Origin of the sequence: Actinomadura sp. WAC 06369 (genome assembly GCF_003947565.1) — a bacterium.
Lineage (GTDB): Bacteria > Actinomycetota > Actinomycetes > Streptosporangiales > Streptosporangiaceae > Spirillospora > Spirillospora rifamycini.
In genome coordinates, this window is sequence record NZ_QHJN01000110.1 from 1 (window position 1) to 26639 (window position 26639).

The following is a 26639-nucleotide window of genomic DNA, read 5'->3' on the forward strand; positions in this document are numbered from 1 at the left end:
GGTTCGGGGGGTCGTCCCCCCGGTAAAACGCGAAGAATCCCCTGGAAGGTGGACGAAGTCCACCGACCAGGGGATTCCCGATTCGTAGCGGGGGCAGGATTTGAACCTGCGACCTCTGGGTTATGAGCCCAGCGAGCTACCGAACTGCTCCACCCCGCGTTGCGTTGATGTCTTAACTCTATGGGGCGCGGGGGGCTTGCGCAAATTGGTTTCAGCCGGTGCAGGCGGGGACGGTGCCGTTGCCGGTGGTGAGGGCGTCGAGGGCTTGGCGGGCGCTTTTGAGGGTGTCGGCGCGGATGAGGCGGAGGCCGTCGGGGCGGGCTTTGACGGCGGCGGCGCAGTTGCCTTCGGGGGTGAGGAAGACGGTGGCGCCGGCGCGGCGGGCGGCGATCATCTTCTGTTCGATGCCGCCGATGGGGCCGACCTGGCCGTCGGGGGTGATGGTGCCGGTGCCGGCGACGAACCTGCCGCCGGTGAGGGCGCCGGGGGTGAGTTTGTCGATGATGGCGAGGGAGAAGATGAGGCCGGCGGAGGGGCCGCCGATGTCGCCGATGCTGATGTCGATCTCGAAGGGGAACTTGTAGTCGCCGGCGAGGACGACGCCGATGACGGCGCCGCCGTCGGGTCCTTTGGCGGTGGTGATCGCCTGGTCGGTGTCGTTGCCGTCGCGGCGGACGGTGAGGGTGACGGTGTCGCCGGGCGTCACGCCGCCCATGACGTCGCTGACCTGCTGCACTTTGGTGATGTCGGTGCCGTTGACGGCGGTGATCTCGTCGCCGGCTCTGAGTTTGCCGTCGGCGGGCCGCCCTTTCTGGACGCTGTCGACGACGACGCGGGTGCCGACGGGGATGCCGAGTTCGCGCAGGGCGGCGGCTTCGGCGTCCTGCTGGGAGTCGCGCATCTGCCGGGTGTTCTGCTCGTCGACCTCTTCGGGCGACTCGTCCTCGGGGAAGATCGTCTCTTCGGGGACGACGGCGGTGTCGCCGTCGAGCCAGCCGCGGAGGGCGGTGAGGAGGTCGATGCGTCCGCCGGGGCCGCCGCGGTAGGTGACGGTGGTGAAGTTGAGGTGCCCTTCGGTGGGGTAGGTCTGCCGCCCGTCGATGGCGATGAGGGATTCGCCTTTGGCGTTGTCGGCGAGGGTGTTCTGCGTGGGTCCCGGCATCAGCGTGACGTACGGGACGGGCATGAGGGAGCCGACGAGGGCCAGTACCAGGACGAGCACGCTCGCGACGGTGAGCGTGGCGGCACGACGAGACATGGTCGGAACTCTATGCGGCACGGCGGTGTCAGCAGGCCCCGACCCATTCGTCGCCTCCGTCGGCGAACGTCTGGTGCTTCCAGATGGGGACGTGCGCCTTGAGGTCGTCGATGAGGCGGCGGCACGCTTCGAACGCTTCGGCGCGGTGCGGGCAGGACGCGGCGACGACGACGGCGAGGTCGCCGATGCGGAGGTCGCCGACGCGGTGGAGGGCGGCGAGGGCGCGGACGGGGAAGTCGGCGGCGACCTTCTCCATGACGGCGCGCAGTTCGCGTTCGACGGTGGGGTGGGCGCTGTAGGAGAGGGCGTCGACGGCGCGCGCGTGGTCGTGGTCGCGGACGGTGCCGACGAACAGGGCGGTGCCGCCGGCGGCGGGGTCCGCGACGGCGCCGAAGACCTCGTCGACGGACAGGGGCGTCTCGCGGACGCCGATGAGCCGGATGACGTCGGGTGCTTCGGCGCTGTCGTCGTTCACGTCTCGAACACTACCTTCAGGACGGATCTTCGGGTTCGTCCGGTTCGAAGGTGCCGGCGAGCGCTTCGGCGAGCGCGGGGACGAGGTCGGGCCCGGCGAGCACCTCGTCGTCGGCGTCGTGGCGGCGGAGCCGGAGGGCGGAGTGGCGGGCGCCGTCCCGCAGCACGCCGACGATCATGCGGACGTCCTCGCGCCGGGGGTGCTGCGCGGCGAACGCGGCGGCTTCGGCTTCGTCGTCGGGGATGTCGTCTTCGACTTCGGGGGGCAGGACGACCCGTTCGATGACGAGGGCGCAGCCGTCGACGGCGTCGGGCCAGGCGATGGCGGCGAGGGCGTCCTCGACGGCGGCCTGTTCGGGGAGGGCGGGCTGTTCGAGGGCGGCGAGCGTGTCGCCGTCGGGGGGCAGGCCGAGCTGGTCGGCGAGGTCGGGTTCGGCGGCCCGCAGTTCGGAGCTGCGGACGAGGGCGTAGAGGCGGGGTGCGGCGTCCCATCCTTCCTGTGCGGTATGGCGTTCGAGGTCCAGGACGACTTCTTCCAGAAGGCTCACGGGCCCATCTTTCCCCCAATCGGTCCGGGGACATGCTGGAACCCCCGTTCCAGTCGGTAAGTTGCTTACACAGCACCGGCGGGCGGCCGGTGGGCGCGATCTCGATCGGAGTGGGGCCTTGACCTTCCGGACTCCCGGCCTCGGACGCCGAGCCGGCGGCGGGCGAACGCGGCTGTTGCTGCCTGTGCTGGTGGCGCTGGCCGTGTTGCTGGTGGCTTTTCTAGTCTTCACCGCCTTCTATACCGACCTGCTGTGGTATCGGTCGATCGGTTTCGAGACGGTCTTCACGACGCAGCTGCAGGCGCGGGCGGTCCTGTTCTTCGGGGCGGGACTGCTGATGGCGCTCTTGGTGGGCGCGAACGTCCTGGTGGCCTATCGGCTGCGGCCCGCGTACCGGCCGCTGTCGGTGGAGCAGCAGGGGCTGGAGCGGTACCGGTCGGTGATCGATCCGCGGCGGCGGCTGATCGCGATCACGATGCTCGGGCTGCTGGGCGTCTTCACGGGCGCGTCGGTGTCGGGGCAGTGGCCGACGTGGCTGGCGTTCATGAACCGGACGTCGTTCGGCGTCGAGGACCCGCAGTTCCACAAGGACGTCTCGTTCTACGTCTTCACGTACCCGTTCATCCGGCTGCTGCTGAGCGTCGTGTTCACGACGGTGATCCTGTCGATCATCGCCGCGGTGATGGTGCACTACCTGTACGGGGGGCTGCGGCTGCAGGGGCCGGGCGACAAGGCGAGCCCGCCCGCGCGGGCGCACCTGTCGGTGCTCGCGGGCCTGTTCGTCCTGCTGAAGGCGGTCGCGTACTGGTACGACCGGTACGGGCTCGTCCATTCGGAACGGGGCGTGACGACGGGCGCGTCCTATACGGACGTGAACGCGTTGATGCCCGCGAAGACGATCCTGGCGGTCATCGCGGTGCTGTGCGCGATCATGTTCTTCAGCAATCTGCTGCGCCGGGGGATGATGCTGCCGGGCGTGGGCTTCACGCTGCTGGTGCTGTCGGCGATCCTGCTGGGCGGGATGTACCCGCTGCTGATCCAGCAGTTCCAGGTGAAGCCGGACGAGCTGGCGAAGGAGCGCCGGTTCATCGAGCGCAACATCGAGGCGACGCGGAACGCCTTCGGGGTGGAGGGCGCCGAGCTCGTCCAGTACGGCGGGCAGCCGAAGACCGATCAGGCGACGATGCGGGCGGAGGCGGAGAAGCTGGACGGCGCCCGCATCCTGGACCCGAACGTCGTGGGCGAGACGTTCAAGCAGCAGCAGCGCATCCGGCCGTTCTACAACTTCCCCGACATCCTCGACATGGACCGGTACGAGATCGACGGGGAGATGGTCGACACGGTCGTCGCGCTCCGCGAACTGTCGGGCGCGCCGGAGGGGCAGCACAGCTGGATCAAGGACCGGATGGTCTACACGCACGGGTACGGGTTCGTGTCGGCGTACGCGGACCGGCTCGCCGGCGGCGGCGTGCCGGACTACATCACCCGCGACATGCCCGTGTCGGCGAACCAGCGGATCAACGTGGCGCGCCCGGAGATCTACTTCGGGGAGCGGACGCCGACGTACTCGGTGGTCGGCGGCAAGGGCCAGGAGGAGCTGAACTACCCCGACAACAGCGATAACGGCCAGCAGACGAGCAACTACGACGGGGACGGCGGCGTCTCCATCGACGCGTTCTTCAACAAGCTGCTGTACGCGACGAAGTTCCAGGACAAGAACCTGCTGCTGTCGGGCGCGATCAACGACGGGGCGAAGATCCTGTACGACCGGTCGCCGCTGGAGCGCGTGCAGAAGGCCGCGCCGTGGCTGAAGCTGGACGGCGACCCGTACCCGTCGGTGGTGAACGGGCGGATCGTCTGGATCGTCGACGGCTACACGGCGTCGAACAACTACCCGTACTCGGAGGAGATCAGCCTCGGCGAGGCGACCCGCGACACCATCACCGACACCCGGTCGGCGGTGGCGCGGCAGGCCGACGACCACGTCAACTACATGCGCAACTCGGTCAAGGCCACGGTGGACGCCTACGACGGCTCGGTGCGCCTGTACCAGTGGGACGACAAGGACCCGATCCTCAAGACGTGGATGAAGGTCTTCGACGGGACCGTCCAGGACCGGTCGCAGATCCCTCCGGAGCTGGAGAAGCACTTCCGCTACCCGCAGGACCTGTTCAAGGTGCAGCGGACGATCCTCGCGAAGTACCACGTGACCGACCCGGCCGCCTTCTACAGCGGTGAGGGCTTCTGGGAGGTCCCGGAGGACCCGAGCGCGAAGGGCAAGCGGCAGCCGCCCTACTACCAGAGCCTGCGGCTGCCGGGCGAGGAGCAGAAGTCGTTCTCGCTGACCACGGTGTTCAACCCGCGCAACAACCAGCAGCTCGCGGCGTTCATGGCGGTGGGCTCCACGCCCGGACGCGACTACGGCAAGATCAGCGTCCTGCAGATGCCGCGGAACGCGCAGCCGCCGGGCCTCAGCCAGGTGCAGAACGAGTTCGAGACCGATCCCGGGGTCAAGAAGGACCTGAACGAGCTGAGGCTCGGTCAGACCGACACGGTCGGCGGCAACCTGCTGACGATCCCGTTCAGCGGCGGGTTGCTGTACGTGGAGCCGATGTACGCGATCCAGGAGAGCGCCAAGCAGCCGTATCCCGTCCTCGGCGCGGTGCTGGCGCGGTACGGCAACACGATCGTCCTCGCGAACACGCTGGACGAGGCGCTGAACCAGATCGTCGGGGACGGCGCCCCGCCCGGCGACGAGAAGGAGGGCGAGCAGGCGGACGGCGGTGAGCCCGCCGCCGGCGACGCCGGTGCCGGGGGCGCCCTCACGCCGGAGGCGCAGCAGGCGATCAACGATCTGAAGAAGGCCGTCACCGACTACGAGGACGCGCAGAAGAACCTGGACTACGACAAGATGGGCCAGGCTTGGGAGGCGATCAAGAAGGCGCGGGACGCGCTCGCCACCGCCCAGGAGGCCAAGCCGGAGTCGTAGCCGGGGCCGCGAGGACGACCGAGGGCCGCCGCCCGCACCCGGGCGGCGGCCCTCGCCGTCCGCGCGTCCGCGGTCAGACCCGCCGGCGCTTGCGGGCGCGGCGGATCGCGGCGGCGGCGCCGATCGCGGCGACGGTGGCGCCCGCGGCGGTCGCGGCGGCGGCTTCCCGGCCGCCGACGCGGCGGCCGACGACCGCGTGCCGTCCGGCGATCTCGTCCATCAGCCCGCGGAGGGCGGCGGCGTTGTCGTACATGGGCTTCCAGCCGGCGGCGCGGAGCCGGGCGCAGTCGACGACCCACGGGTAGGCGACGTAGCGCAGTTCGGTGGCGGGCGCCGGGGTCATGCCGAGCCGGTGCAGCCGCTGGGCCGTCCCGAAGGTGAGGGCGGCGGGCAGTTCGAAGCCGCGCTTGCCGGTGATCTCGGCGACCTCGTCGGGGCCGATCCAGCCCTCGCAGCCGACGGCGACCGGGCCGGGGACGTCCTCGGTGACGACCAGGTCGAGGGCGGACGCGAGGTCCTCGATGTGGCAGAACTGCCAGCCGGGGGTGCTGCCCTTGACCGACAGGAGCCGCGGCGCCTCGAAGTGGCGGGTGACGAGGGTGTCGACGCCGGGCCCGACGAGCGCGGCCGGGCGGACGACGGTGACGTCGAGCCCGGGGTGGGTGCGCGGCGCGGCGGCGGCCAGCTCCTCGATCTCCAGGTGGTCGCCGGCGATGCCGGTGTCGGCCTCGGCGAGCAGCGGCGCGTCCTCGGGGAGCGGGACGTCGTTGCCGGGTTCGGCGCCGTACACCATGGCGCTGGTGACGAGGACGACCCGGCGGACGCGCGCGGCGGCCGCGGCGGTGACGACGGTCTGCGCGCCCCGCACGTTGTGGGTGCGGCGTTCCCGCTGGTCGATCTCGGGCGACTGCTCGACGTCGAGGTGGACGATGACGTCGACGTCCGACAGCCGGCCCGACAGCAGCGGGTCGCGGACGTCCATGACGCGCCACGTGACGCCGGGCACGTCCCCTCGCTGCCCGTCGATGGCGACGACCTTGCGGATCTCCCCGCGCTCGGCGAGCCGGGCGGCCAGCAGCCGCCCCGCCCCGGTGGCCGCGCCGGTGACCGCGACGACCGGGCCCTTGCTACGCCGAGGGCGAACCTTGCCCGTTGCCACGGAGGTGCCCCCTTCCTTTTGTTCGCGACCTTGCCGGGACCGGCTAACGTTGCGGATATGAGCCCATCATGCATCCCAGGGGCGAACCGATATGAGTGACACTCCCTTCGGCTTCAACCGTCCCGGTGACGGAGACGACGACCGGCCCCAGGATCCATTCAAGGCCATGGGCGGCGACATGGCGCAGTTCGCCGACATGCTGCACCGCTTCGCCGACATGATCGGCGGCCAGGGCGCGGCCGGTGCGGGCGGCCCCGGCGGCGGCCCCCTGAACTGGGATCTGGCCAAGAACATCGCCCGGCACTCGGTGTCCGAGAAGGGCGACCCGTCGATCGTGGACGCCGAGCGGCGCCAGGTCGAGGAGGCGCTGCGGCTGGCCGAACTGTGGCTCGACGAGGGCACGACGCTGCCCGCCGGCATCCGGACGCCGCAGGCGTGGAGCCGGTCGGAGTGGATCGAGCAGACGCTGCCGGTGTGGGCGAAGGTCTGCGACCCGATCGCGGCGCGCATGGTCGAGTCCATGGGCGGCGCGCTCGGCGGCGGCGAGATCCCCGCGGACGTCCAGGCGATGGCCGGGCCGCTGATCGGCATGGTCAAGCAGATGGCGGGCGCGATGGTCGGCGGGCAGGCCGGGCAGGCGCTCGGCGAGCTGGCCCGCGAGGTGACCGGCTCGGCGGACGTCGGGCTGCCGCTGGCGCCGGACGGCGTCGGGGCGCTGCTGCCCGCGGGCGTCGAGGCGTTCGGGTCGGGCCTGGAGGTGTCCGGCGACGAGGTGCGGCTGTACCTGGCGCTGCGCGAGGCGGCCCACCAGCGGCTGTTCGCGCACGTCCCGTGGCTGCGGTCGCACCTGCTGGGCGCGGTCGAGGAGTACGCGCGCGGCATCACGGTCGACCTGTCGGGCATCGAGCAGGCCGTGCAGGGCCTCGACCTGAGCAACCCGCAGGCGATCCAGGACGCGCTGGGCGGCGAGATCTCGCTGCAGCCGGAGGAGTCGCCGCGGCAGAAGGCGGCGCTGGCCCGGCTGGAGACGACGCTGGCGCTCGTCGAGGGCTGGGTCGACACGGTCGTGAACCGGGCGGCGGAGAACCGGCTGCCCGAGGCCGGGAAGCTGGCGGAGGCGGTGCGGCGGCGCCGCGCGACCGGCGGTCCGGCGGAGCGGACGTTCGCGACGCTGGTGGGGCTGGAGCTGCGGCCCCGGCGGCTGCGCGAGGCGGCGGCGCTGTGGCGGACGCTGACGGACGTGCGGGGCGTGGACGGCCGCGACGCGGTCTGGGACCACCCGGACCTGCTGCCGACCTCCGACGACCTGGACGACCCGGACGGGTTCGTGCACGGCCGCGAGGAGGGCCTGTCGGACCTCGACCTGTCGAAGCTGACCCGCGGCGAGGACGTCCCGGCGACCGAGTCCGAGAAGACCGGGTCCGAGGAGACCGGGCCCGAGGACGGGAAGAAGGACGACGGGCCGGACGAGGGGCCCGACGGCGACGCGGGGCCGCGGCGGTGAGCCGGCAGCGGCCGCACCGGGTGAGCGGCTGCCGGTACGAGCCGGGTTCGTCGACCAACGTGATCCGGCGGCGGGTCGCGCGGGCGAGCCTGTGCTGGCAGCGGCCCATCGACCAGGAGCGACGGCGGCGCCATCTCGTCAACTCCCGCTACCCGCGCATCGGGCGCGCATGACAGGTGACGCGCATGACGCGCATGACGGGTGACGCGCGTGACGGGTGACATGGAGCGCCTGCTCGCCACCGTCACCCTCGGCAGGAACGTGACCGACGTGCTGCGCCGCTGGCAGGCGCCGGACGACGCGCAGCGCGAGCTGGCGCTCGATTTCCTGCGGCACCTGCGCGACCACACGCAGGACGGCCTGTGGCGGGAGTGCGCGGCGGGGCACATCACGGCGAGCACGATCGTGCTGGACGCGACGCGCACCCGGGTGCTGCTGACGCTGCACGCGAAGATCAAAGCGTGGCTGCAGCTCGGCGGCCACCTGGAGCCGGGCGACGCGACGCTGGCGGACGCGGCGCTGCGGGAGGCGACGGAGGAGTCGGGCATCCGCGGCCTGCGGCTGCTGGGGAAGGGTCCCGTCCAGCTCGACCGGCACGCCGTGCGCTGCCATCCGCAGGGCTCGTGGCACCTGGACGTCCAGTACGCGGCGGTCGCGCCGCCGGGCGCGCGGCACGTGGTGAGCGACGAGTCCGACGACCTCGCGTGGTTCCCGGTGGACGCGCTGCCCGAGCCGACGGACGACGCGCTGCGCCGCCTCGTCGCGCGGGCCGTGCGGGTCTGACCGGCCGAGCGGATGCGGGGCCCGCGCACGCGGGTTCAGCCGCGCAGCGGGTGCCCCTCCAGCAGGGCCCGGGTGGTCTCCCAGCCCTCCAGCCCCGGGTCGAGGTACCGCAGGTCGGCGGCGGTGCGGATGCGGTGCCAGCCGGGCCCCTGCGGGACGAGCCCGGGGCGGGGCGCGGCGGCGCGGAGCCGGGCGAGCGCGTCGGGGGTGTCGAGGTCGACGCCGGTGAGGGCGGCGGCGAGCCAGCCGGGCAGCGGGAGCCGGGCGGCGAGCGCGGCGAGCCCGTCCGGACGGGCGGCGCACGCGGCGGCCGGGGCCTGGCCGAGCGCGCGGAACAGCTTGCCGATGAGCAGCGGCGGCAGGTCGGGGGCGTCGCCGGCGACCAGCACGGCCTCCGCCGCGCCGGCGGCGTGCAGCGCGGCGAACGCGTCCGCGGGGGTCGCGGCGCGGACGACCAGCGTGCCGGGCCACGTGACGGCCTCGGCGTCCGGCTGGTCGGGCGGGTCCAGCACGAGGGCGGGGGCGACCAGGTCGAGGCCGGCGACGACCTCGCAGACGTCCTCGAGCAGCGCGAGCCGGAACGCGTCGGGGTCGACGCCGGGCGGCGCCGCGCCGGAACCGCCGCGGGCGTGCGACAGCACCGCGGCGAGGCGGGCGGTGCTCAACCGGCGACCTCGTACCGCCGGGCGCGGTGCAGGGCGTCGCCGCGGTGGGCGTCCTTGCCGGTGTCGTCGCCGGGCGCGTCCGCCTCCATGGGCAGGTGCGCGGCGGCGGCGACGCCTTCGAGGTAGCCGCGGGCGCGGTCGGCCTTCGGGTAGTGGCCGACCAGTTCCCAGAAGTCGGCGCCGTGGCCGGGGATCAGCAGGTGCGCCAGCTCGTGGACCAGGACGTAGTCGACGACCCAGCCGGGCATGCCGCGCAGCCGCGTGGAGAGCCGGATCGTCCCGTCGTCGGGGGTGCACGATCCCCAGCGGGTGCGCTGATTGTCGACCCAGCGGACGCTCACGGGATCGGCACGGCCGTCCAGGTAACGGCGGGACAGTTCGCGGGCGCGGGACTCAAGGTCGGCGTCGCTGGGACGCCGCTTGCGTTCGCGCTCCTCCAGCCGTTCCAGGATGGTCGCGATCCACTGTTCCTCTTCGGCCTTGCTCAGCCTTGACGGAACCATCACCACCACCTTGTCCCCGTCGCGGTAGGCGGACACCGTCCGCCGGCGGCGGGAGCTGCGGCGGACCTCAACGTTTGGGGGCACGCCAGAACCGTACCCAAAAATTTGCGTCCGCCACAGGGGGTGTTTGGCGTTTTCGCAGGTCAGACGCCATCTTTTAACTACCTCATAGGCGTCCGCACACGTCCGCGCAACCTTCGCCGGGCCGATCGCGGCCGTTAGACGCCCCGATCCGTGGTATTGATCATTCGCCGGTGAAGCGCGGGGCGCGGCGCTCCCGCTGCGCGGTGAGGCCCTCGACCATGTCCCGCGTGGCCATCGTGACGGGCTGCGCGAGCGACTCCCAGCGCAGCGCGGACTCCATGTCGGGGTGGCCTCCTCCGGCCAGCGCGACCTTCGTGAGCCGGGTCGCGACGGGCGCCTGCGCGGCGACGCGTCCGGCGACCTCCAGCGCCTCGGCCAGCACCCGCTCCCGGGGGACGGCGCGGTTCACCAGGCCGGACGCCTGCGCTTCGGCCCCGGTGAGGACGCGGCCCGCGAGCAGCATCTCGCGGGCGATCGGCAGCCCGGCGACCTCGGGGAACAGCCAGGTGGCGGCCATGCCGGGGTGCAGGCCGAGGGCGGTGAACGGGGCGAGGAGCTTGGCGTCCTCGGCGGCGTACCGCAAGTCGCAGGCCAGCGCGAGGCAGAGGCCGGCGCCGACGGCGTGCCCGTTGACGGCGGCGATCGTCGGGACCTCCAGGTCCCGGACGGCGAGCCACGTCCGGTAGAACTCCAGCATCCGGTCGCGCAGCGCGGGGACGGCCACGGAGTTCGTGTCGGCGAGCCAGGAGAGATCGCCGCCGGAACTGAACGCGCTGCCCGCGCCGGTGATCACGACACAGCGCACGTCGCGATCGGCGCGCAGGTCGGCGACGGCCTTTTTCCAGGCCGCGGTCATGTCATCGGCCATCGCATTGCGGCGATCCGGATCGTTCAGGGTGAGAACGGCGATTCCGTCCGGCCGGCGTTCGACGAGCAGCTCTTCGGGCACGGGACGCACCGTACCCTGCGGCGCGCGAGCGCCGCGCGGCGGGGCGCCGAGACGCGTGAGAAAGCGCACACTTACCACATTTTCGCTGGTCACGCGAGTTCACCGTTTCCGGCCATGGCGATTGTTCATCCGGCACTGTGGCGGAAACGGCGGCCGATCGCGGACAATGGCCGGGTGAGCGATCTTCCCCGCCGCGCGGTGACGCGGTCAGCAAAGCTGGCGTCCCTCCCCCTCGGCTTCGCGGGGCGTACCGCCCTGGGCGTGGGGAAGCGGACCTTCGGGCGGCCCGCCGAGGCCGTCGCGATGGAGATCCAGACGCGCACCGCCGAGCAGCTGTTCAAGGTGCTCGGCGAACTCAAGGGCGGAGCGATGAAGCTCGGCCAGATGCTGTCGATCTTCGAGGCGGCGCTGCCGCCGGAGATCGCCGGCCCGTACCGCGCCACCCTGACGAAGCTTCAGGAGGCCGCTCCCCCGCTGCCCGCCTCGGCCGTCCACAAGGTCCTCGCCCAGGCGCTCGGGGACGACTGGCGCGACTCGTTCTCCGAGTTCGACGACGAGCCCGCCGCCGCCGCGTCCATCGGGCAGGTGCACAAGGCCGTCTGGCACGACGGCCGCACGGTCGCCGTCAAGGTGCAGTACCCCGGCGCCGGCAAGGCCCTGATCAGCGACTTCAACCAGCTCGCCCGGGTCGGCCGCATGTTCGGCGTGCTGATGCCCGGCCTCGACGTCAAGACGATGCTCGCGGAGCTGAAGGAGCGCGTCGCCGAGGAGCTCGACTACGAGATCGAGGCCGAGTCGCAGACGATCATCCGCGAGGCGTACCTCGACGACCCCGACTTCTACATCCCCGAGGTGATCGCCCAGTCCGGCGACGTCCTCGTCACCGAGTGGATCGACGGCACCCCGCTCTCGAAGATCATCAGCGAGGGCGACCAGGAGACCCGGAACCACGCCGCGCTCCTGTACTGCCGGTTCCTCCTGTCGGGCCCGAAGCGGTCCGAGCTCCTGCACGGCGACCCGCACCCGGGCAACTTCCGGCTGCTCGACGACGGGCGCCTCGGCGTCCTCGACTTCGGCGCCGTCGACCACATCCCGGGCGGGTTCCAGCAGCGCCTCGGCCTGCTGCTGCGCATCGGCACGATGGCCGACATCGACGAGGTCGAGGACGCGCTGCGCCGCGAGGACTTCATCCGCGAGGACGTCGACATCGACGCCGAGTCGCTGCAGGGGTTCCTGGCGCCGATCACCGAGCCGTTCGTCACCGAGACGTTCCGGTTCAACCGCGAGTGGCTGCGCGAGCAGGCCGCCCGCGTCACCGACCTGCGCCCGACGAACGTGGTGCGGCAGCTCAACCTCCCGCCCGAGTACGTGATCATCCACCGCGTCCTGTCGGCGGGCACCGGCGTGCTGTGCCAGCTCGACTGCGAGATCCCGGCCCGCGCCGAGTCCCGCAAGTGGATCCCCGGCTTCGCCGACGACGAAGACGAGGAACTCGTCACCGGCTGACCCCTCGGTGCGCGACGCCGAGGGGCAAGCAAGCAAGGAAAAAGGGGCCCTGCGCGCCGGTGCGGCGGGCAGGGCCCCTTCTTCGTGGCGTCCGGCAGTGGGGGGGCCGGACGCCTTTTGCGGGTCCGCCGGGAGGCGTTCCGCGGCGTCGCGCCCGGGACCGGGTGCGGACGCGCGGCCGCCTGCGACCTCGCGGACCCCGGGTCAGGCCCGGCCGTGCCTCCGTGGACGGCCGCGCGGGTTCGCGTAGGGGTCCGGGGCCGCCGTCGGGGCGAGCAGGACCCGGCGGACGCGGGACGCGCGGATCTGCGCGTCCCGGCGGGCCCGGCGCAGGGCGCGCACCCGGACGGCCAGGTCGTCGGCGATCGCGGGCGCCGGCTCGGGCTCGATCCCGAGTCCTTCGGTCATCGTCGTCATTTCGTCCTCCCGGGTCTCTGAAATGCCTTCCCGGGTGTTATTTCCCCTTTGGGGTCTTCGTGTTTCCATTCGGTCGGCGGAAGGCGCGTATCGATTCGGAAACGCGCCCTCCGCCGGCCCTGCTCTGGCAGCCACCCCGGCCATCGCCCCGCCACGCAGCAACCGGAGCCACTGCGATTGCGAGCGAAGCCAGGTTCGAGCTTGCGAGAACCTGATCGCGCAGCGAGCCCCCGGGCGAGTCGGAGCGATGCGGCAATCGCACGCGGCGCCCGTGGAAGGAAGGCCGCCTAGCGGCCTGACGCCGAGGGCGTCGCCGAAGGCACGGGGTGCTTCCGGGGGCGGCCGCGGGGCCGCTTGCGGGGCACGATCACGCCGCGGACGAAGAGCTCACCGCCCCAGACGCCCCAGGGCTCCTTCCGCTCGAGCGCCCCGGCGAGGCACTGCTTGCGGACGGGGCACTCCTGGCACAGCGCCTTGGCGAGCTCGACGTCGGCGGGGTCCTCGGCGAAGAACAGCTCCGGGTCGGTCCGGCACGGAAGCGTGAGGTCCTCCTCGCTCACTGCGAGAGCCCCCTGCATCACAGTCACCCTTGTTCCTCTCGTTGGATCTCAACGGGCGTGTCGGTGGGTTGTCTGGGCAAAAGAGAAGGCCGCGGATCCGGTGTCTGGATCCGCGGCCTGGGGGCTTGCCGGTGTCTTGCTAGACCGGTCGCCTCCAGGGGTACGGACCCGACACGCCGCCCATCAGGGTGGCGCCCTTGCGGGCCGTGGCCGAAGCCTGGATGGTCACGTCTTCGAGAAGGTGGTCGAAGACACTCCACCCCTGCTCGTCCTGGAATCGCTGCGCACGGCGGACGCCGCGCAGATCACGGAGATCGCGCAGGTCACGCGGCTGCTCGCCGATTTCGGCACAACGCCGGACGGCAGGGATCGCCTCGTAGCCGAGGACTGATCCGCTGATCGGCTCGTGACCGCCGGTGCCGGCGGACGCGCCGCGCACTCTGGCCATGCGCGGGGCGTCGGCGGACACCGGGGAATAGGCGGTCGGGGAGCCGGGGCATGCGGCGTTCCGGGACGGCGTGTTCGAGAACATCGTGAAGATCACCGGACTGCACACCACCTCTCTGGCTCCTCGGGCCGGACCGGGCGGATCAAGATCCACCAGGCGGCCGCCTGATTGCTCGCGTACGAGACTACGGGGACTTCGGCAAATCGAGCAAGGTATTTTTGACCTGCGGTTTTGTGGGCCACTTCACCAAGATCGCGGGGAACCCGCGCCGTTCCGACCGCGTCGAAACTCTCGGGAGAGCTGCGGGACGATCAGTCCGAAACGCGGACGAGCCCCTCCTGCATCACCGACACCACCAATTCCCCCGAACGGGTGAACACCTGCCCCCGGGCGAGCCCGCGCGCGCCCCCGGCGAACGGGGTGTCCTGGTAGTAGAGCAGCCAGTCGTCGGCGCGGAACGGGCGGTGGAACCACATCGCGTGGTCGAGGCTGGCGCCCATCGTCCGCTTGTCGCCCCACGCGAGGCCGTGGTTGAGCAGGACGGTGTCCAGGAGCGTCATGTCGGACGCGTACGTCATCAGGCACACGTGCAGCAGCGGGTCGTCCGGAAGTTCCCCGTCGACCTTCAGCCACACCTTCGACTCCGGCGTGGCCAGCGCCGGATCCTTGGCGGCCTCCCAGGTCAGCGGGGTGGCGTGCCGGATGTCGATGGGCCGCCGGTTCACGAACTCCTCGGCGCCGCGCCGTCCGAACAGGGGCGTGAGCCGGGTGAGCGAGTCGGGGAGCGTCTCCGGGTCGGGCGCGTCCGGCATCGGCGCCCGGTGCTCCGGGCCGTCCTCGACGATCTGGAACGACGCGGACAGCGTGAAGATCGCCTTGCCGTGCTGGACGGCGGTGACGCGGCGCGTGGTGAAGGACCGGCCGTCGCGGACCCGGTCGACCGTGTAGACGATCGGGACGAGCGGGTCGCCCGGCCGCAGGAAGTAGGCGTGCAGCGAGTGCACGGGGCGGTTGACCGGGACGGTGCGGCCGGCGGCGACGAGCGCCTGCCCGGCGACCTGCCCTCCGAAGACGCGTTGCCGCCGCTCCTCGGCCGTGCGGCCGCGGAAGATGTCGTTCTCGATCTGCTCCAGGTCCAGCAGGTCCAGCAGAGCCTTCAGAGTCTCCTTCACGCCCGACAGTCTCCCTCATCCGGCCGTGTGACCGGCCTCTCACCCTGGCCCGGAGGGCCCGTTCAGACGCCGCAGAGGCCGAGGACGGCGTCGCCGTAGCGGTCCAGCTTGACCTTGCCCACACCCGGAATCCGGGCGAGTTCCTCCCGCGACTCGGGCCGGTGCTCCGCGATGGCCTGCAGCGTCGCGTCCGTGAACACGACGTACGCGGGGATCCGCTGCTCGGCCGACACCTCGGCGCGCCAGTCCTTGAGGGCGGCCAGCAGCTCCTCGTTCAGCTCGGCCGGGCAGTCCTCGCAGCGGCCCAGCTTGCGCTCGACGGCCGCGGTCAGCGGGCGTCCGCACACCCGGCACGGCTGCGGCCCCTTCGCCGGACGCCGCTTCGCCGACCGGTCGAGCCGGGCCGGGGTGTGCGTCGCGGTCTTGCCGGTGAGGCCGTCCAGGAACCGGGACGGGCGCCGCGCCTGCGCCCCGCCCGGCGACCGCGACAGCGCCCACGACAGGTGCAGGTGGGCGCGCGCCCGGGTGACGCCCACGTAGAGCAGGCGGCGCTCCTCCTCCACCTGGGCGGGCGTCTTGGCGTAGATGATCGGGACGGTGCCCTCGGCGAGGCCCACGAGGAACACCGCGTCCCACTCCAGGCCCTTCGCGGCGTGCAGGGACGCGAGGGTGACGCCCTCCAGCGGCGGCGCGTGCTGGGCGGCGGCGCGCTCCTCCAGTTCGGCGACGAACTCGGGAAGCCCCGCCCGCGGGTCGTCGGCGGCCATGTCCTCGGCGAGCTGCGCCAGCGCGGCCAGCGACTCCCACCGCGCGCGCGCGACGCCGGCCCCTTCGGGCGGGCGGTCGGAGAACCCCGCGCCCGACAGCACGTGCCGCACCGTCCGGATCAGCCCGGTGCCGTCGGTCTCGGCGTCGGCGCCCGCGCGGGCCGCGCCCCGCAGCCGCACGACCGCCTCGCGCACCTCGGGCCGTTCGAAGAACCGCTCCGCGCCCCGCAGGACGTACGGGACGTTCGCGGCGGCGAGCGCCGACTCGTACGTCTCCGACTGCGCGTTCGTCCGGAACAGGATCGCGATCTCGCGGGACGGGACGCCCTCGTCGACGAGCTTGCGGACGCGCCGCGCGGTGTCGTCGGCCTCGGCGATCTCGTCGTCGTACTCGTTGAACAGCGGCGCGGGGCCGTCCGGGCGCTGCGCCACCAGCTCCAGCGCGTGCCCGGACGCGGGCGCCCGCCCGAGCAGCCCGTTCGCCAGCCCCACCACCTGCGGCGTCGACCGGTAGTCGCGGACGAGCCGGACGACCTTGGCGCCGGGGTGGTCGGCGGTGAAGTTCAGCAGGTGGGCGGCGCTCGCGCCGGTGAACGAGTAGATCGTCTGGTTGGGGTCGCCGACGACGCAGATGTCGTCGCGGTCGCCGAGCCAGGTGTCGAGCAGCATCTTCTGCAGCGGGTTGACGTCCTGGAACTCGTCGACGACGAAGTACCGGTACTGGTCGCGGACCTGGTTGGCGACCTCCCGGTGCTCGGTCAGCACGGCGGCGGTCAGCTCGAGCATCCCCTCGAAGTCGAGCAGGTTGCGCTGCCGCCGCAGCTCCTCGTACATCGCGTACGTCCGGGCCACGTCGGCGATCTCGACGGACGGCCGCCGCGCCGCCCGCGCGGCCGCCGCCGCGTAGTCCTCGGGGCGGTGCTGCGTGACCTTCGCCCACTCGATCTCGCCCGCGACGTCCCGCAGCTCGCCGCCGCCCAGCGACACGCCGATCTCGCGCGCCGCGTCCGCGACCACCCGGATCTTGGACTCCAGGATCTTCGGCGGCTCGCCCCCGACCACGCGCGGCCAGAAGTAGGTGAGCTGCCGCAGCGCCGCCGCGTGGAACGTGCGGGCCTGCACGCCGGGCGCGCCGAGCGCCCGCAGCCGCCCCCGCAGCTCCCCCGCGGCGCGGGTGGTGAACGTCACGGCCAGCACCCGCTGCGGGGCGACCACGCCGGACCGCACCGCGTACGCGATGCGGTGCGTGATCGCCCGCGTCTTGCCCGTCCCGGCCCCCGCCAGGACGCACACCGGCCCCCGTACCGCCTCCGCGACGGCCCGCTGCTCGGGATCGAGTCCCTCCAGCACCGACTCCAACGACATCCCCCCATGTTCGCAGCAGTCACCGACCGGGTCGGCCCGTCCCGCGCATTGTGGACGGCCGATGTCCGCACGGAATGAGAATCGGGCATCTAGTGTTCTTCCGTACGCGCGATCTCGCGCGACCGTAGGAACGACGAGGGAGGACGACGCACCGATGGCGACGCCCACCGCCGACCGGGCCGAGGTGCCCGCCGGGCAGCTCACCATGTACACGACGACCTGGTGCGGCTTCTGCCGGCGCCTCAAGAGCCAGCTCGCCCGGGACGGGATCGAGATGGTCGAGATCGACATCGAGCGCGACCCGAAGGCCGCCGAGTTCGTGATGAGCGTGAACGGCGGGAACCAGACGGTTCCGACGGTCACGATCTCGGGCTCCGACATCGTCCTCACCAACCCGAGCGCGAAGGAAGTCAAGCGCCACCTGGCAGAACTCGCCGCCGGGGCCTGATCCCACCGCGTTGCGAAGGCCCGCCGACCGCCGGAACCCGAGCCCGGTCGGCGGGCCTTCGGCGTCCGCGCGGACCTGGGGTCAGAACGGGGGCATGTTGGGGAGTTCGCCGCCGTACCAGCGCATGATGAGCTGGGCGGCGATGGACAGCGGCCCCGGGGCGACGATGTCGCCCGCGTCGAGCGCGGCGCGCAGGTCGTCGCGGGTGTACCAGGCGGCGTCCACGATCTCCTCCTGGTCGGGGCGCAGCGCGGTCTCGTCGGTCGCGGCGGTGAAGCCGAGCATGAGGCTCTGCGGCATCGGCCACGGCTGGCTGCCCAGGTACCGGACGTCCCGGACGTGCAGGCCGACCTCCTCGTGGACCTCGCGGGCGACGGCCTGTTCGAGGGACTCGCCGGGTTCGACGAACCCGGCGAGGATCGAGCGGCGGTCGGCGGGCCACTGGGGCCCGCGGGCGAGCAGGACGCGGTCGTCCGGATCGGTGACGAGCATGATCACGGCCGGGTCGACGCGGGGGAACTGCTGGGCGCCGTCGCGGGGGCAGACGCGGACGTGCCCGCCCTGCGCCACGCGCGTCCCGGCGCCGCAGCGGGGGCAGAACCGGTGGGTGGCGTGCCAGTGCTGGAGCGCGACGGCGTGGGTGAGCAGCCCGGAGTCGCGGTCGCCGAGGACGGCGCCGACGCGGCGCAGGCCGGCCCGGTCGGCGCCCTCGACGGCGACGTCTCCCGCGACCGCGAAGTAGGCGGTGCCGTCGGCGTCGACGCCGAGGAAGAGGCGGTCGCCGTCGGGGGCCTGGGCGGGCGGGACGAAGACGAGCGCGGGCGCGGGCTCGTGGACGACCGGGGCGCGGCCCTCGTGCACCGCCAGGACGCGGGTGCGCGGGTCGTCCCAGGCCGCGGCGAGCCAGGCGTCGTCGCGGCGCCGCTCGGCGGCCCGGTCCAGGGTGCCGCGCGCGAGCGCCAGCCATTCGAGCGGGCCGTCGGTCACCGTCATGTGTCTCCCCCTGTTCGTGTCGCCGCGGGCCGTGCCGGCGGCGGCGCGGTCGGCGCCGCCGCCGGTGGTGTCAGCGCAGTGCGGCGGCGAGTTCTTCCCACAGGTGCGCGGCGGTCTCGGCGCCCTTGAGCAGCAGCGGGATCTCGGCCTTCTCGTTCGGTGCGTGGATGCGGTCGTCGTCCAGCCCGACCGCGACGAAGATGAGCGGCGCGTCGAGGACGTCGGCGAGGTCGGCCTCGGGGCCGCTGCCGCCCTCGCGGGTGAACAGCACCTCGCGGCCGAAGGCGCGCTCCATGGCGCGGCGGGCGGCGAGCACGCCGGGCGAGTCGATCGGCGAGAAGCAGGGCCGGACGCCGCCGCCGGGGATCCGCACCTCGGCCTCGACGCCGGGCGGGGTGCGCTCGGCGACCCAGGCGCGGAACGACTCCTGCACCTTGCCGGGGTCCTGGCCGGCGACGAGCCGGAAGGAGATCTTGGCGTGGGCCTCGCGGGGGACGATCGTCTTGCCGCCGGCGCCGGTGTGCCCGCCCCACATGCCGTTGATCTCGGCGGTGGGGCGCGCCCAGACGCGTTCGAGGGTCGTGTAGCCCTTCTCGCCGTGCGGGGCGCGGCTGTTCCCGGCGGTGCGGAGCCACTCGGCCTCGTCGAACGGGAGTTTCGCGAACAGGGCGCGCTCGTCGGCGGTCAGCGGGACGACGTCGTCGTAGAAGCCGGGGAGGGTGACGCGCTCGTCGGCGTCGTGCAGGCCGGCGAGGAGCGCCGCCATCGCGTGCAGCGGGTTCGGGACGGCGCCGCCGAACGAGCCGGAGTGCAGGTCGGTGGCGGGGCCGCGGAGGGTGACCTCGGCCTCGGTGAGGCCGCGCATGCCGGTGCACATGGACGGGACGTCGGCGGCCCACATCGTGGTGTCGCTGATGACGACCGCGTCGCAGGCGAGGCGGTCGCGGTGCGCGCGCAGCAGGTCGGCGAAGTGCAGGGAGCCGGACTCCTCCTCGCCCTCGACGAGGAGCTTCACGGTGACGGGCGGGGCCTGCGCGCCGGTCGCGGCGAGCAGGGCGCGGAGCCCGAGGGTGTGGAAGAAGACCTGGCCCTTGTCGTCGGACGCGCCGCGGCCGATGAGGCGGTCGCCGTCCTCGACGGGGGCGAACGGGTCGGTGTCCCATGCGTCGAGGGGTTCGACGGGCTGGACGTCGTGGTGCCCGTAGACGACGACGGACGGGGCGTCCGGGTCGGCGGCGGGCCATTCGGCGAACACGGCGGGCAGTCCGGGCGTGTCCCAGATCTCGACGGTGGGCCAGCCCTGGTCGCGCAGGTGGTCGGCGAGCCAGGCGGCGGACCGGCGGACGTCGCCGGCGTGGGCGGGGTCGCCGGAGACGGACGGGATCGCCAGCCATTCCTTGAGGTCGGCGACGAACCGGTCGCGCTCGCCGCGGATGTATCCGACAACGTCGATGTTCTCGACTGCGTCGTTCACGTGCCATGCCCCTTTGCATGTCGTCGTACTGTCGTGCACAGTACGGGATCGCCGCACTCGCCCACGGGAGGGCCTCTTGATCCTCATCGATCCGCCGCTGTGGCCGGCGCGCGGCCGGGTGTGGTCGCACATGGTCAGCGACGTGTCGTACGCGGAGTTGCACGCGTTCGCCGAGGAACTCGGGATGCCGCCGCGCGCGTTCGACCGCGACCACTACGACGTCCCGTCCGAGTTGTACCAGGCGGCGGTCGTGCAGGGGGCGGTACCGGTGGGCTGCCAGGAGTTGCTGTCGCGTCTGACGCGTGCGGGGCTGCGCCGCCGCAAGGTCGTGCGAGAGTCGCTGCGTGCGCGCTCGGCCGTGGCCGATGCGTCAGGTGTTCAGTAGGGCCAGTTCCGTCTGGATGTTGTGCCGTGCGGTCTCCTCGAAGCGCGCGCGGGCCGGCGGCGTGTTGAACAGGGACGGCAGCGCGAGCAGGGACTCGAGCACCTGCGCGCGTCCGGCCCGGTAGAGCTCCTCGGGGACGAACGCGTACTCCTCGCGGACGGCGGCGGCGTAGGCGGCGTACGCGTCGGGTGCGGCGCCGAGGATCGCGAGGTCGGCGTCGCACAGCACCCGGCCGTCGCGGTCGCCGGGGTCGGGCGCGTGCGCGGCGGTCAGCTCGACGAGCCGGACGACCCGGGCGACGTCGCCCGGGGGCAGGTCGGTGTCGGTGAGCATGCGGTCGGCGAGGCGGGCGCTGCGCTCCTCGTTGTCGGCGCGCTCGGGGTCGTAGACGGCGTCGTGGAACCAGGCGGCGAGCCGCACGACGTCGGGGGACGCGGCGTGGTCGGCGAGCTCGTCCACGAGGTCGAGGACGGCGGCGAGGTGCTCGCGGGTGTGGTAGCGGCGGTGCGGTTCGCCGTAGCGGGCGTCGAGCTCGGCGCCGATGTGCCGGGTGTGCGGCCCGGCCAGCGCGACCCACCGCTCGATGAGGTCCATGGGCCCATCTTGGCGGATCCGGTGACGGCGGGAGACACGCGGTGCCATCGTTCTTGCCCGCGGGGTGCCGTGCCGCCACTATGGTGGGCGATCTGGAGTTAGGCAAGGCTTACCTCATTGGAAAGGCCCCCTCGTGGCCGCCTCCCTCTTCCTGGCCGCCGGCAAGGCGACCGACTCGGTGACGCACGGGTTCCTGCCCGCCGCCGGACGCCTGGGGCTGGACGTGGTCCTGCTCACCGACCGTCCCGCCGAGCACGCGGACGCCCCGGCGCCGGTCCGCGCGGTCGTCGAATGCGACGTCTCCGACTTCCGGGACGTCATCGACCGGATCGACCGGACCGCCGCGCCCGGGACGCCCGCCGGGGTGTTCTCCAACAGCGACTTCCTCCAGGCTCCGGCCGCCCTGGCCGCCGCGTACTTCGGGCTGCCCGGCAAGGACTGGCGGGCGGCCGCGCGGGCGAAGAACAAGGCGCTGGCCCGCCGCCACCTCGCGCACCTCGACCCCGTCTTCTCCGCGGACGCCCGCGCGGTCCCGGCGGACGCGCCGTACCCGCTGGTCGTCAAGCCGCGCGAGGGCGTCGCCAGCGAGGACGTCCTGCTGGTGCGGGACGCGGCCGAGCTGCGGGCCCGCGTCGCGGAGATCGGCGCGCGGCGCGCGGACCCGCTCGTCGCCGAGGAGTACCTGCCCGGGACGCTGCACACCCTGGAGACCCTCGGGGACGGGCACGAGGTGCGGGTGCTCGGGTCGTTCCGCACGGACGTGTCCCCGCCGCCGCACTTCGTGGAGGAACGCCTCGAATGGGCGCCTCCTCCCCCGGAGACGCCGCAGGTCCTCGCCCAGCTGGAGGCGCTCGGCGCGGGGTTCGGCGCGTGCCACACCGAGTTCGTCGTCCACGCGGGCCGCGCCCGGATCATCGAGGTGAACTACCGGCTGATCGGCGACCACTGCGACTTCCTGCTCGCCGACCTGCTGGGCGTCCCGCTGCACGAGCAGATCCTCCGGGCGCACCTCGGGGAGCGCCTGGCCCCGGCCGTCCCGCGCCCGCGCGGGCACGCCGTCGCCGAGCCGGTCATCGCCGACCGCCCCGGCCGGCTGGCAGCCGCGCCCGGCCCCGTCGAGCTGGACGACGGCGGCGTGCGGCTCGCGTACCGGCCGCAGCGCGCCGTCGGCGACGAGGTCGCCCTCACCCGGACGAACCGGGACTACCTGGGCACCGTGCGCGCGATCGGGCCGGACCCGGACGGCGTCCGGGCGGCCCTCGCCCGCTTCCGCGCCGCCCACGAGTGGACGATCGCGTGACCGGGGGCGACGCCGCGTCCCCGGGCTCCCCCGCCGCCGGTCCCGGCCCCACCCGCGCCGCCGTCCCCGCCGACCTGGAGGGGCCGCTCGCGGCGCGCGTCCTGGACGCCCTGCTGCGGGAGGACTACGCGGGCCTGCGGGGGCTCGTCCGGGAGCGGACCCTGCGGTTGCCGAGCCGTCCCGTACGGCTCGTGGAGGCGCGCCCCGCGTTCCTGTCGGAAGTCCGGGTGGACCCGGCGCAGGGGCTCACCCTGGACGACGTCTTCCGCGCCGTCCGGGTCCTCGCCCACCCCACGGACGACGTCGCCGCGTTCGAGCGCGAATGCCGGGACGCGCTGGCCGTCGCCGAACTGCACCTGGCCGCGCGCCCCGCCGTGCACCGGCGGCTCGCCCGCGTCCCGGACGCGCTCCGCACCGGGCCGGGCACGTTCTACGAGACCCTCGCCGCGTACGGCGGGCACCCGGTGCACCCGACGGGCCTCGGCCGGGCGGGCCTCGGCCCGGCCGACCTGAGCCGGTACGCGCCCGAGTTCGGTCCCGCGTTCCCGCTGCGGTGGGCGTCCGTCCGGGACGCGGTCCTCGCGGGCGACCCGCCGCCGTGGTGGCCCGCGCCGTCCGACGTCGGGCTGCCGCCCGGCGGGGCGCTGTTCCCCGTGCACCCGCTCGCCGCGCCGCACGTCCGCGAGCAGCCCGGCGCCGTCCTCGCACCGGACCCGTACCTGCGGGTCGCGCCGACGCTGTCGATGCGGACGGTCGCCGCGGCGCCGCTCGAGCACGTGAAGGTGCCGCTGCCGACGAGCACGCTCGGGCTGCGGAACCGCCGCACGATCGTGCCCGGCACGCTGCCGGACGGCGCGCTCGTCGAGCGGATCCTGCGGCGCGTCCTCGACCGCGAACCGTCCCTGCCCGTCCTGCTGGCGGACGAGCAGACGTACGGGCACGCGCAGAACCCGCTGCTGGGCTACCTCGTAAGGCGCTTCCCACCCGAGACGGCGCGCGCGCACGTCGTCCCAGTCGCGGCGTTACTGGCCGAGGCACCCGAACACGGTCACGTCATCGAACGCTGGGACGTCGAGTCCCTCTTCGCCTCCTACCTCGACGCACTGTTCTCCTGGAACGTCACCCTGTTCCGCTACGGCATCGCCCTCGAAGCGCACCAGCAGAACGTGTCGCTCGTCCTCGGCGACGGCCCGCTCCGCCTCCTGCTCAAGGACAACGACGGCGCGCTCATCGACCCGGTCCGGCTCCGCGAACGGCTCCCGCCCGTCCCGGACGCCGACCCGCGCGACCTCATCGACCGCCGCATGACGACCCGCGACCCGGACGCCCTCGCCCGCGTCTTCGTCACGATCACCCTGCACCTGTGCGCGGCGGCGCCCGCCGTCGGCCTCGCCGAGCGCGGCCTGCTCCCCTGGCGGACGGGCCGCGCGCTCGTCCGCGACCGGCTCGCCGCCGCGCTCGGACCGGGCGACGCGTTCCTGCGCTCGCGCACCCTCGACGCCGCCGCGCTGCCGGGCAAGGCCATGGTCACCGCCGGAACCCTCGTCGCCAAGGCCAGGACCGGCTCCGCCGACATCAACAAGCACTACGGCCCGGCCGGGCCCAACTACCTACGGGACACCACGTGCTGCTGACCGACCCCGCCCTCTCGGCCGACGACGCCACCGCGACGGCACTGCTGAACTGCCTGATCCGGGAGGTGTGCGCGCCCGAGCAGCAGGTCCGCGCGGACGGCCGGCGCCTCGTCGTCCGGCTGCCGCGGGCGGGCGTCGTCCTGCGCGCCCGCCTGGCCCGGCCGCCCGCCGGCCCCACCTACCGGCTCGAACCGCCCTACGAGGAGCGGCGCGGCGACGCCTGGACGCCCGCGCCGTGGCACCGGCTCGCCGACCTCGTCGCCGGCGAACTCGAACTCGCGACCGGGCGCGCGAACCCCGAGTTCCTCGCCCAGGTGGACGACAGCCGCACCGCCCTCGCCGCGATCATCGAGGCGCGCGGGGACGTCTCCCCGCGGGACGACCCGTACATCGCGTCCGAGCAGTCCCTCGTCGCCGGGCACCGCTTCCACCCGTCCCCCAAGGCGCGGCAGGGCGCACCGGGCGACTGGCTCAAGTACGCGCCGGAGGCCCGCGCGCGCTTCCGGCCGCACTGGCTCGCCGTCCCCGAGGAACTCGTCGCCGAAGAGGGCGACCCGGACGCGTTCGCGACCCTGGAGAAGCACGGCCCGCCCCCGGGCCCCGGCCGCCGCCTCGTCCCCGCGCACCCGTGGCAGCTCACCCTGCTCTCCGACCGCCTGCACCGCGCCTTCCAGACCGGGCTGCTCACCGACCTGGGTCCGTCCGACGCCGAAGCCGTGCCGACCTCGTCCGTCCGGACCGTTTACCTTCCGGACGCCGACGTCTTCTGCAAGTTCAGCCTCGACGTGCGCATCACCAACTGCGTGCGCAAGAACGCCTGGTACGAACTGTCGGGCGCAATCGCACTGAACGACCTCCTGGCCCCGGTGTTCGCGGCCACGGACATGACGTTCCTGGCCGAACCCGCCTACCGCACCGTCACGCTCGCGGACCGCCGCCTGTACGAGGGCTTGGGCGTGATCCTGCGGCAGGGCGTCAAGCACCTGCCCGGTACACCGCTCCTCGCCGGCGCCCTGGCCGACCCCTACGGCACCCTCCTGCGCTCCTTCCCCGCCCTGTCGACCCCCGAAGGCGCACTCGCCTGGTGGGACGCCTACGTCGCCCACGTCGCGCCGCCCGTCCTGCGCGCGTTTCTGGAGCACGGGGTCGTCCTGGAGCCGCACCTGCAGAACGTCCTGGTCTGCGTCGACACCGACGGGACGCCGGTCCGCGCCGCGTTCCGCGACCTCGAAGGCACCAAGCTCGTCCAGGGCCGCCGGGACCTCTCCCACCTCCCGCCCCGCGTCGCCGAGAGCCTCACCTACGCGCCCGACCGGGGCTGGAACCGCGTCGTCTACTGCCTGCTGATCAACCACCTCACCGAGATCGCCGCCGCCGTCGCCGACCTGCACCCCGACCTCGGCCTGTGGGCCGCCGCCCGCCGCCACTTCGCCGCCCACGGCCACCACCCGCAGGTCCGCGCGCTCCTCGCCGGGGTGCCGCTGCCCGCGAAGGCGAACCTGCGGACCCGCTGGTCCCGCGCCGCCGACCGCGGCGCCGCCTACGTCCCCGCCCCCAACCCCTTGGCGCGACCGCTGTGAACCTCGACGACGTCCCCGAACGGCTCCCCGCGTACGTGTACGACCTGCGCGGCCTGAACGACCACGTCGCGTCCGTCCGCGCGGCCCTCGGCCCCACCGAGCTCTACTACGCCGCGAAGGCCAACCCGGACCCGGAGATCCTCCGCACGGTCGCCCCCCACGTGGACGGCGTCGAAGTCTCCTCGGGCGGCGAACTGGCGCACGTCCGGGAGACGCTCCCGGACACCCCCTTGGCGTTCGGCGGCCCCGGCAAGACCGACGACGAACTGGCGCTGGCCCGCGACCTCGGCGTCGAACGCGTCCACGTCGAAAGCCCCCGCGAACTCGACCGCCTCGCCGCCCTCGGCCCCGCGGACGTCCTCCTCCGCGCGAACCTCCCGATCCCCACGGGGGACGCCGCCCTGCGCATGAGCGGCCCGTTCGGCATGGACGAGGCCGCGCTCGCCGAGTGCGCCCGCCGCATCCGCGCGACGGACCTCACCCTCCGCGGCGTCCACGCGCACCTCGCCTCCGGCCTCGACGCCCCCGCGATGCTCGACCTCGCGTCCCGCATCACCGCCTGGGCCCTGCCGTTCCTCGCCGACCACGGCGCGACCGACCCGGAGATCAACATCGGCGGCGGCATGGCCGTCGACTACACCGCCCCCGACGCCCGCTTCGACTGGGACACCTACGGCGCGGGCCTGCCCGCGCACGTCCGCCTGCGCGTCGAACCCGGCCGCGCCCTCACCGCGTACCACGGCTGGTACGTCACGGACGTCCTCGACGTGAAGACGACCCGCGGCGAGACCTACGCGATCCTGCGCGGCGGCACCCACCACCTGCGGACCCCCGTCACCAAGGGCCACGACCAGCCCTTCGACGTCCTGACCTCGACCGCCGCCCCGACCACCCGCGCCACCCTCGTCGGCCAGCTCTGCACCCCGAAGGACGTCTTCGCGAGCGACGCCCCCGTCCCGCCCCTGTCACCCGGCGACGTCATCGCCTTCGCCATGGCCGGCGCCTACGCCTGGAACATCTCCCACCACGACTTCCTGATGCACCCGAAACCCACCTTCCACTACCTCCCCTGACCGGCCG

The 26639-nt window shown here is 73.3% G+C and carries 26 protein-coding genes and 1 tRNA gene; 11 read left to right on the forward strand and 16 right to left on the reverse strand.

Annotated features, from left to right (window positions below; all coding sequences use genetic code 11):
* Positions 1-85: 85 nt before the first annotated feature.
* From DMH08_RS26250 to DMH08_RS26265, 4 genes are all read right to left on the reverse strand, one after another.
* Positions 86-159: transfer RNA gene (locus DMH08_RS26250), tRNA-Met, on the reverse strand.
* 52 nt (positions 160-211) lie between these two features.
* Positions 212-1258, reverse strand: a complete 1047-nt coding sequence (locus DMH08_RS26255) for a YlbL family protein (RefSeq protein ID WP_125618402.1) — start codon at positions 1256-1258, stop codon at positions 212-214.
* A gap of 28 nt (positions 1259-1286) precedes the next feature.
* Entirely contained in the window at positions 1287-1733 is a 447-nt protein-coding gene (locus DMH08_RS26260) for a molybdenum cofactor biosynthesis protein MoaE (protein WP_026401249.1), read from the reverse strand.
* Positions 1734-1749: 16 nt separating this feature from the next.
* On the reverse strand, positions 1750-2280 hold the full coding sequence (locus DMH08_RS26265) for a PPA1309 family protein (RefSeq protein ID WP_026401250.1): 531 nt from the start codon (positions 2278-2280) through the stop codon (positions 1750-1752).
* A 184-nt stretch (positions 2281-2464) separates the two neighbouring features.
* Here DMH08_RS26265 and DMH08_RS26270 point away from each other — a divergent pair, with 184 nt between their 5' ends.
* Positions 2465-5269 (forward strand): UPF0182 family membrane protein, encoded by a 2805-nt coding sequence (locus DMH08_RS26270; protein ID WP_233617816.1) that lies wholly within the window; start codon positions 2465-2467, stop codon positions 5267-5269.
* Positions 5270-5342: 73 nt separating this feature from the next.
* On the opposite strand, the gene DMH08_RS26275 is transcribed toward DMH08_RS26270, so the two are convergent.
* Positions 5343-6428, reverse strand: coding sequence for an NAD-dependent epimerase/dehydratase family protein (locus DMH08_RS26275; protein ID WP_026401251.1), 1086 nt, complete (start codon positions 6426-6428; stop codon positions 5343-5345).
* A gap of 91 nt (positions 6429-6519) precedes the next feature.
* Between DMH08_RS26275 and DMH08_RS26280 the strand changes: the two genes are divergently transcribed.
* Genes DMH08_RS26280 through DMH08_RS26285 form a run of 3 tightly spaced genes read left to right on the forward strand, consistent with a single transcriptional unit; the run spans position 6520 to position 8715 of the window.
* Complete coding sequence (locus DMH08_RS26280; protein WP_125618406.1) at positions 6520-7932, forward strand: zinc-dependent metalloprotease; 1413 nt, start codon at positions 6520-6522, stop codon at positions 7930-7932.
* On the forward strand, positions 7929-8105 hold the full coding sequence (locus DMH08_RS40360) for a hypothetical protein (protein ID WP_157432914.1): 177 nt from the start codon (positions 7929-7931) through the stop codon (positions 8103-8105). The genes DMH08_RS26280 and DMH08_RS40360 overlap by 4 nt, the downstream gene beginning before the upstream one ends.
* Before the next feature lie 49 nt (positions 8106-8154).
* A complete protein-coding gene (locus tag DMH08_RS26285) occupies positions 8155-8715 on the forward strand; it encodes an NUDIX hydrolase (protein ID WP_034516846.1) in 561 nt (186 codons plus the stop codon).
* Positions 8716-8750: 35 nt separating this feature from the next.
* Here the strand turns inward: DMH08_RS26285 and DMH08_RS26290 are convergent, their stop codons facing one another.
* The 3 genes from DMH08_RS26290 to DMH08_RS26300 form a co-directional block, all read right to left on the reverse strand.
* Positions 8751-9380, reverse strand: a complete 630-nt coding sequence (locus DMH08_RS26290; protein ID WP_051300304.1) for a hypothetical protein — start codon at positions 9378-9380, stop codon at positions 8751-8753.
* Complete coding sequence (locus DMH08_RS26295) at positions 9377-9919, reverse strand: M48 metallopeptidase family protein (protein WP_084549902.1); 543 nt, start codon at positions 9917-9919, stop codon at positions 9377-9379. The genes DMH08_RS26290 and DMH08_RS26295 overlap by 4 nt, the downstream gene beginning before the upstream one ends.
* Positions 9920-10127: 208 nt before the next feature.
* On the reverse strand, positions 10128-10916 hold the full coding sequence (locus tag DMH08_RS26300) for an enoyl-CoA hydratase/isomerase family protein (RefSeq protein WP_051300306.1): 789 nt from the start codon (positions 10914-10916) through the stop codon (positions 10128-10130).
* 174 nt (positions 10917-11090) lie between these two features.
* On the opposite strand from DMH08_RS26300, the gene DMH08_RS26305 reads away from it, so the two are divergent.
* Entirely contained in the window at positions 11091-12422 is a 1332-nt protein-coding gene (locus DMH08_RS26305) for an ABC1 kinase family protein (RefSeq protein ID WP_026401256.1), read from the forward strand.
* Positions 12423-12626: 204 nt separating this feature from the next.
* Here DMH08_RS26305 and DMH08_RS26310 read toward each other — a convergent pair whose 3' ends face one another.
* From DMH08_RS26310 to DMH08_RS26330, 5 genes are all read right to left on the reverse strand, one after another.
* On the reverse strand, positions 12627-12839 hold the full coding sequence (locus tag DMH08_RS26310; RefSeq protein WP_125618408.1) for a hypothetical protein: 213 nt from the start codon (positions 12837-12839) through the stop codon (positions 12627-12629).
* Between the two features lie 287 nt (positions 12840-13126).
* Positions 13127-13417 carry a WhiB family transcriptional regulator gene (locus DMH08_RS26315; protein ID WP_125618410.1) on the reverse strand — a complete coding sequence of 97 codons (291 nt, stop codon included), beginning with the start codon at positions 13415-13417 and terminating at the stop codon, positions 13127-13129.
* A 121-nt stretch (positions 13418-13538) separates the two neighbouring features.
* A complete protein-coding gene (locus DMH08_RS26320) occupies positions 13539-13943 on the reverse strand; it encodes a hypothetical protein (RefSeq protein WP_026401259.1) in 405 nt (134 codons plus the stop codon).
* A 215-nt stretch (positions 13944-14158) separates the two neighbouring features.
* A complete protein-coding gene (gene tesB, locus DMH08_RS26325) occupies positions 14159-15019 on the reverse strand; it encodes an acyl-CoA thioesterase II (protein ID WP_026401260.1) in 861 nt (286 codons plus the stop codon).
* A gap of 62 nt (positions 15020-15081) precedes the next feature.
* On the reverse strand, positions 15082-17151 hold the full coding sequence (locus DMH08_RS26330) for an ATP-dependent DNA helicase UvrD2 (protein ID WP_026401261.1): 2070 nt from the start codon (positions 17149-17151) through the stop codon (positions 15082-15084).
* Positions 17152-17305: 154 nt separating this feature from the next.
* On the opposite strand from DMH08_RS26330, the gene DMH08_RS26335 reads away from it, so the two are divergent.
* A complete protein-coding gene (locus DMH08_RS26335; protein ID WP_026401262.1) occupies positions 17306-17599 on the forward strand; it encodes a mycoredoxin in 294 nt (97 codons plus the stop codon).
* A gap of 81 nt (positions 17600-17680) precedes the next feature.
* Here DMH08_RS26335 and nudC read toward each other — a convergent pair whose 3' ends face one another.
* Both nudC and DMH08_RS26345 read right to left on the reverse strand, forming a co-directional pair.
* The gene (nudC, locus tag DMH08_RS26340; protein ID WP_125618412.1) at positions 17681-18592 is read right to left on the reverse strand and encodes an NAD(+) diphosphatase; all 912 of its coding nucleotides are present in this window, start codon (positions 18590-18592) and stop codon (positions 17681-17683) included.
* A gap of 70 nt (positions 18593-18662) precedes the next feature.
* The gene (locus tag DMH08_RS26345) at positions 18663-20045 is read right to left on the reverse strand and encodes a dipeptidase (protein WP_125618422.1); all 1383 of its coding nucleotides are present in this window, start codon (positions 20043-20045) and stop codon (positions 18663-18665) included.
* A 97-nt stretch (positions 20046-20142) separates the two neighbouring features.
* On the opposite strand from DMH08_RS26345, the gene DMH08_RS26350 reads away from it, so the two are divergent.
* Positions 20143-20451 (forward strand): DUF4031 domain-containing protein, encoded by a 309-nt coding sequence (locus tag DMH08_RS26350; protein WP_125618414.1) that lies wholly within the window; start codon positions 20143-20145, stop codon positions 20449-20451.
* Here DMH08_RS26350 and DMH08_RS26355 read toward each other — a convergent pair.
* Positions 20437-21045, reverse strand: a complete 609-nt coding sequence (locus DMH08_RS26355) for an HD domain-containing protein (protein ID WP_125618416.1) — start codon at positions 21043-21045, stop codon at positions 20437-20439. The genes DMH08_RS26350 and DMH08_RS26355 overlap by 15 nt on opposite strands.
* Before the next feature lie 133 nt (positions 21046-21178).
* Between DMH08_RS26355 and DMH08_RS26360 the strand changes: the two genes are divergently transcribed.
* The 4 genes from DMH08_RS26360 to DMH08_RS26370 are packed head-to-tail and all read left to right on the forward strand — an operon-like array spanning position 21179 to position 26632.
* Positions 21179-22345, forward strand: coding sequence for an ATP-grasp domain-containing protein (locus DMH08_RS26360; protein WP_125618418.1), 1167 nt, complete (start codon positions 21179-21181; stop codon positions 22343-22345).
* A complete protein-coding gene (locus DMH08_RS41155) occupies positions 22342-23979 on the forward strand; it encodes an IucA/IucC family protein (protein WP_233617815.1) in 1638 nt (545 codons plus the stop codon). The genes DMH08_RS26360 and DMH08_RS41155 overlap by 4 nt, the downstream gene beginning before the upstream one ends.
* Complete coding sequence (locus DMH08_RS41160; protein WP_199748022.1) at positions 23970-25559, forward strand: IucA/IucC family protein; 1590 nt, start codon at positions 23970-23972, stop codon at positions 25557-25559. The genes DMH08_RS41155 and DMH08_RS41160 overlap by 10 nt, the downstream gene beginning before the upstream one ends.
* Positions 25556-26632 carry an alanine racemase gene (locus tag DMH08_RS26370; protein WP_125618420.1) on the forward strand — a complete coding sequence of 359 codons (1077 nt, stop codon included), beginning with the start codon at positions 25556-25558 and terminating at the stop codon, positions 26630-26632. Before DMH08_RS41160 ends, DMH08_RS26370 begins: the two co-directional genes overlap by 4 nt.
* The last annotated feature ends 7 nt before the right edge of the window (positions 26633-26639 follow it).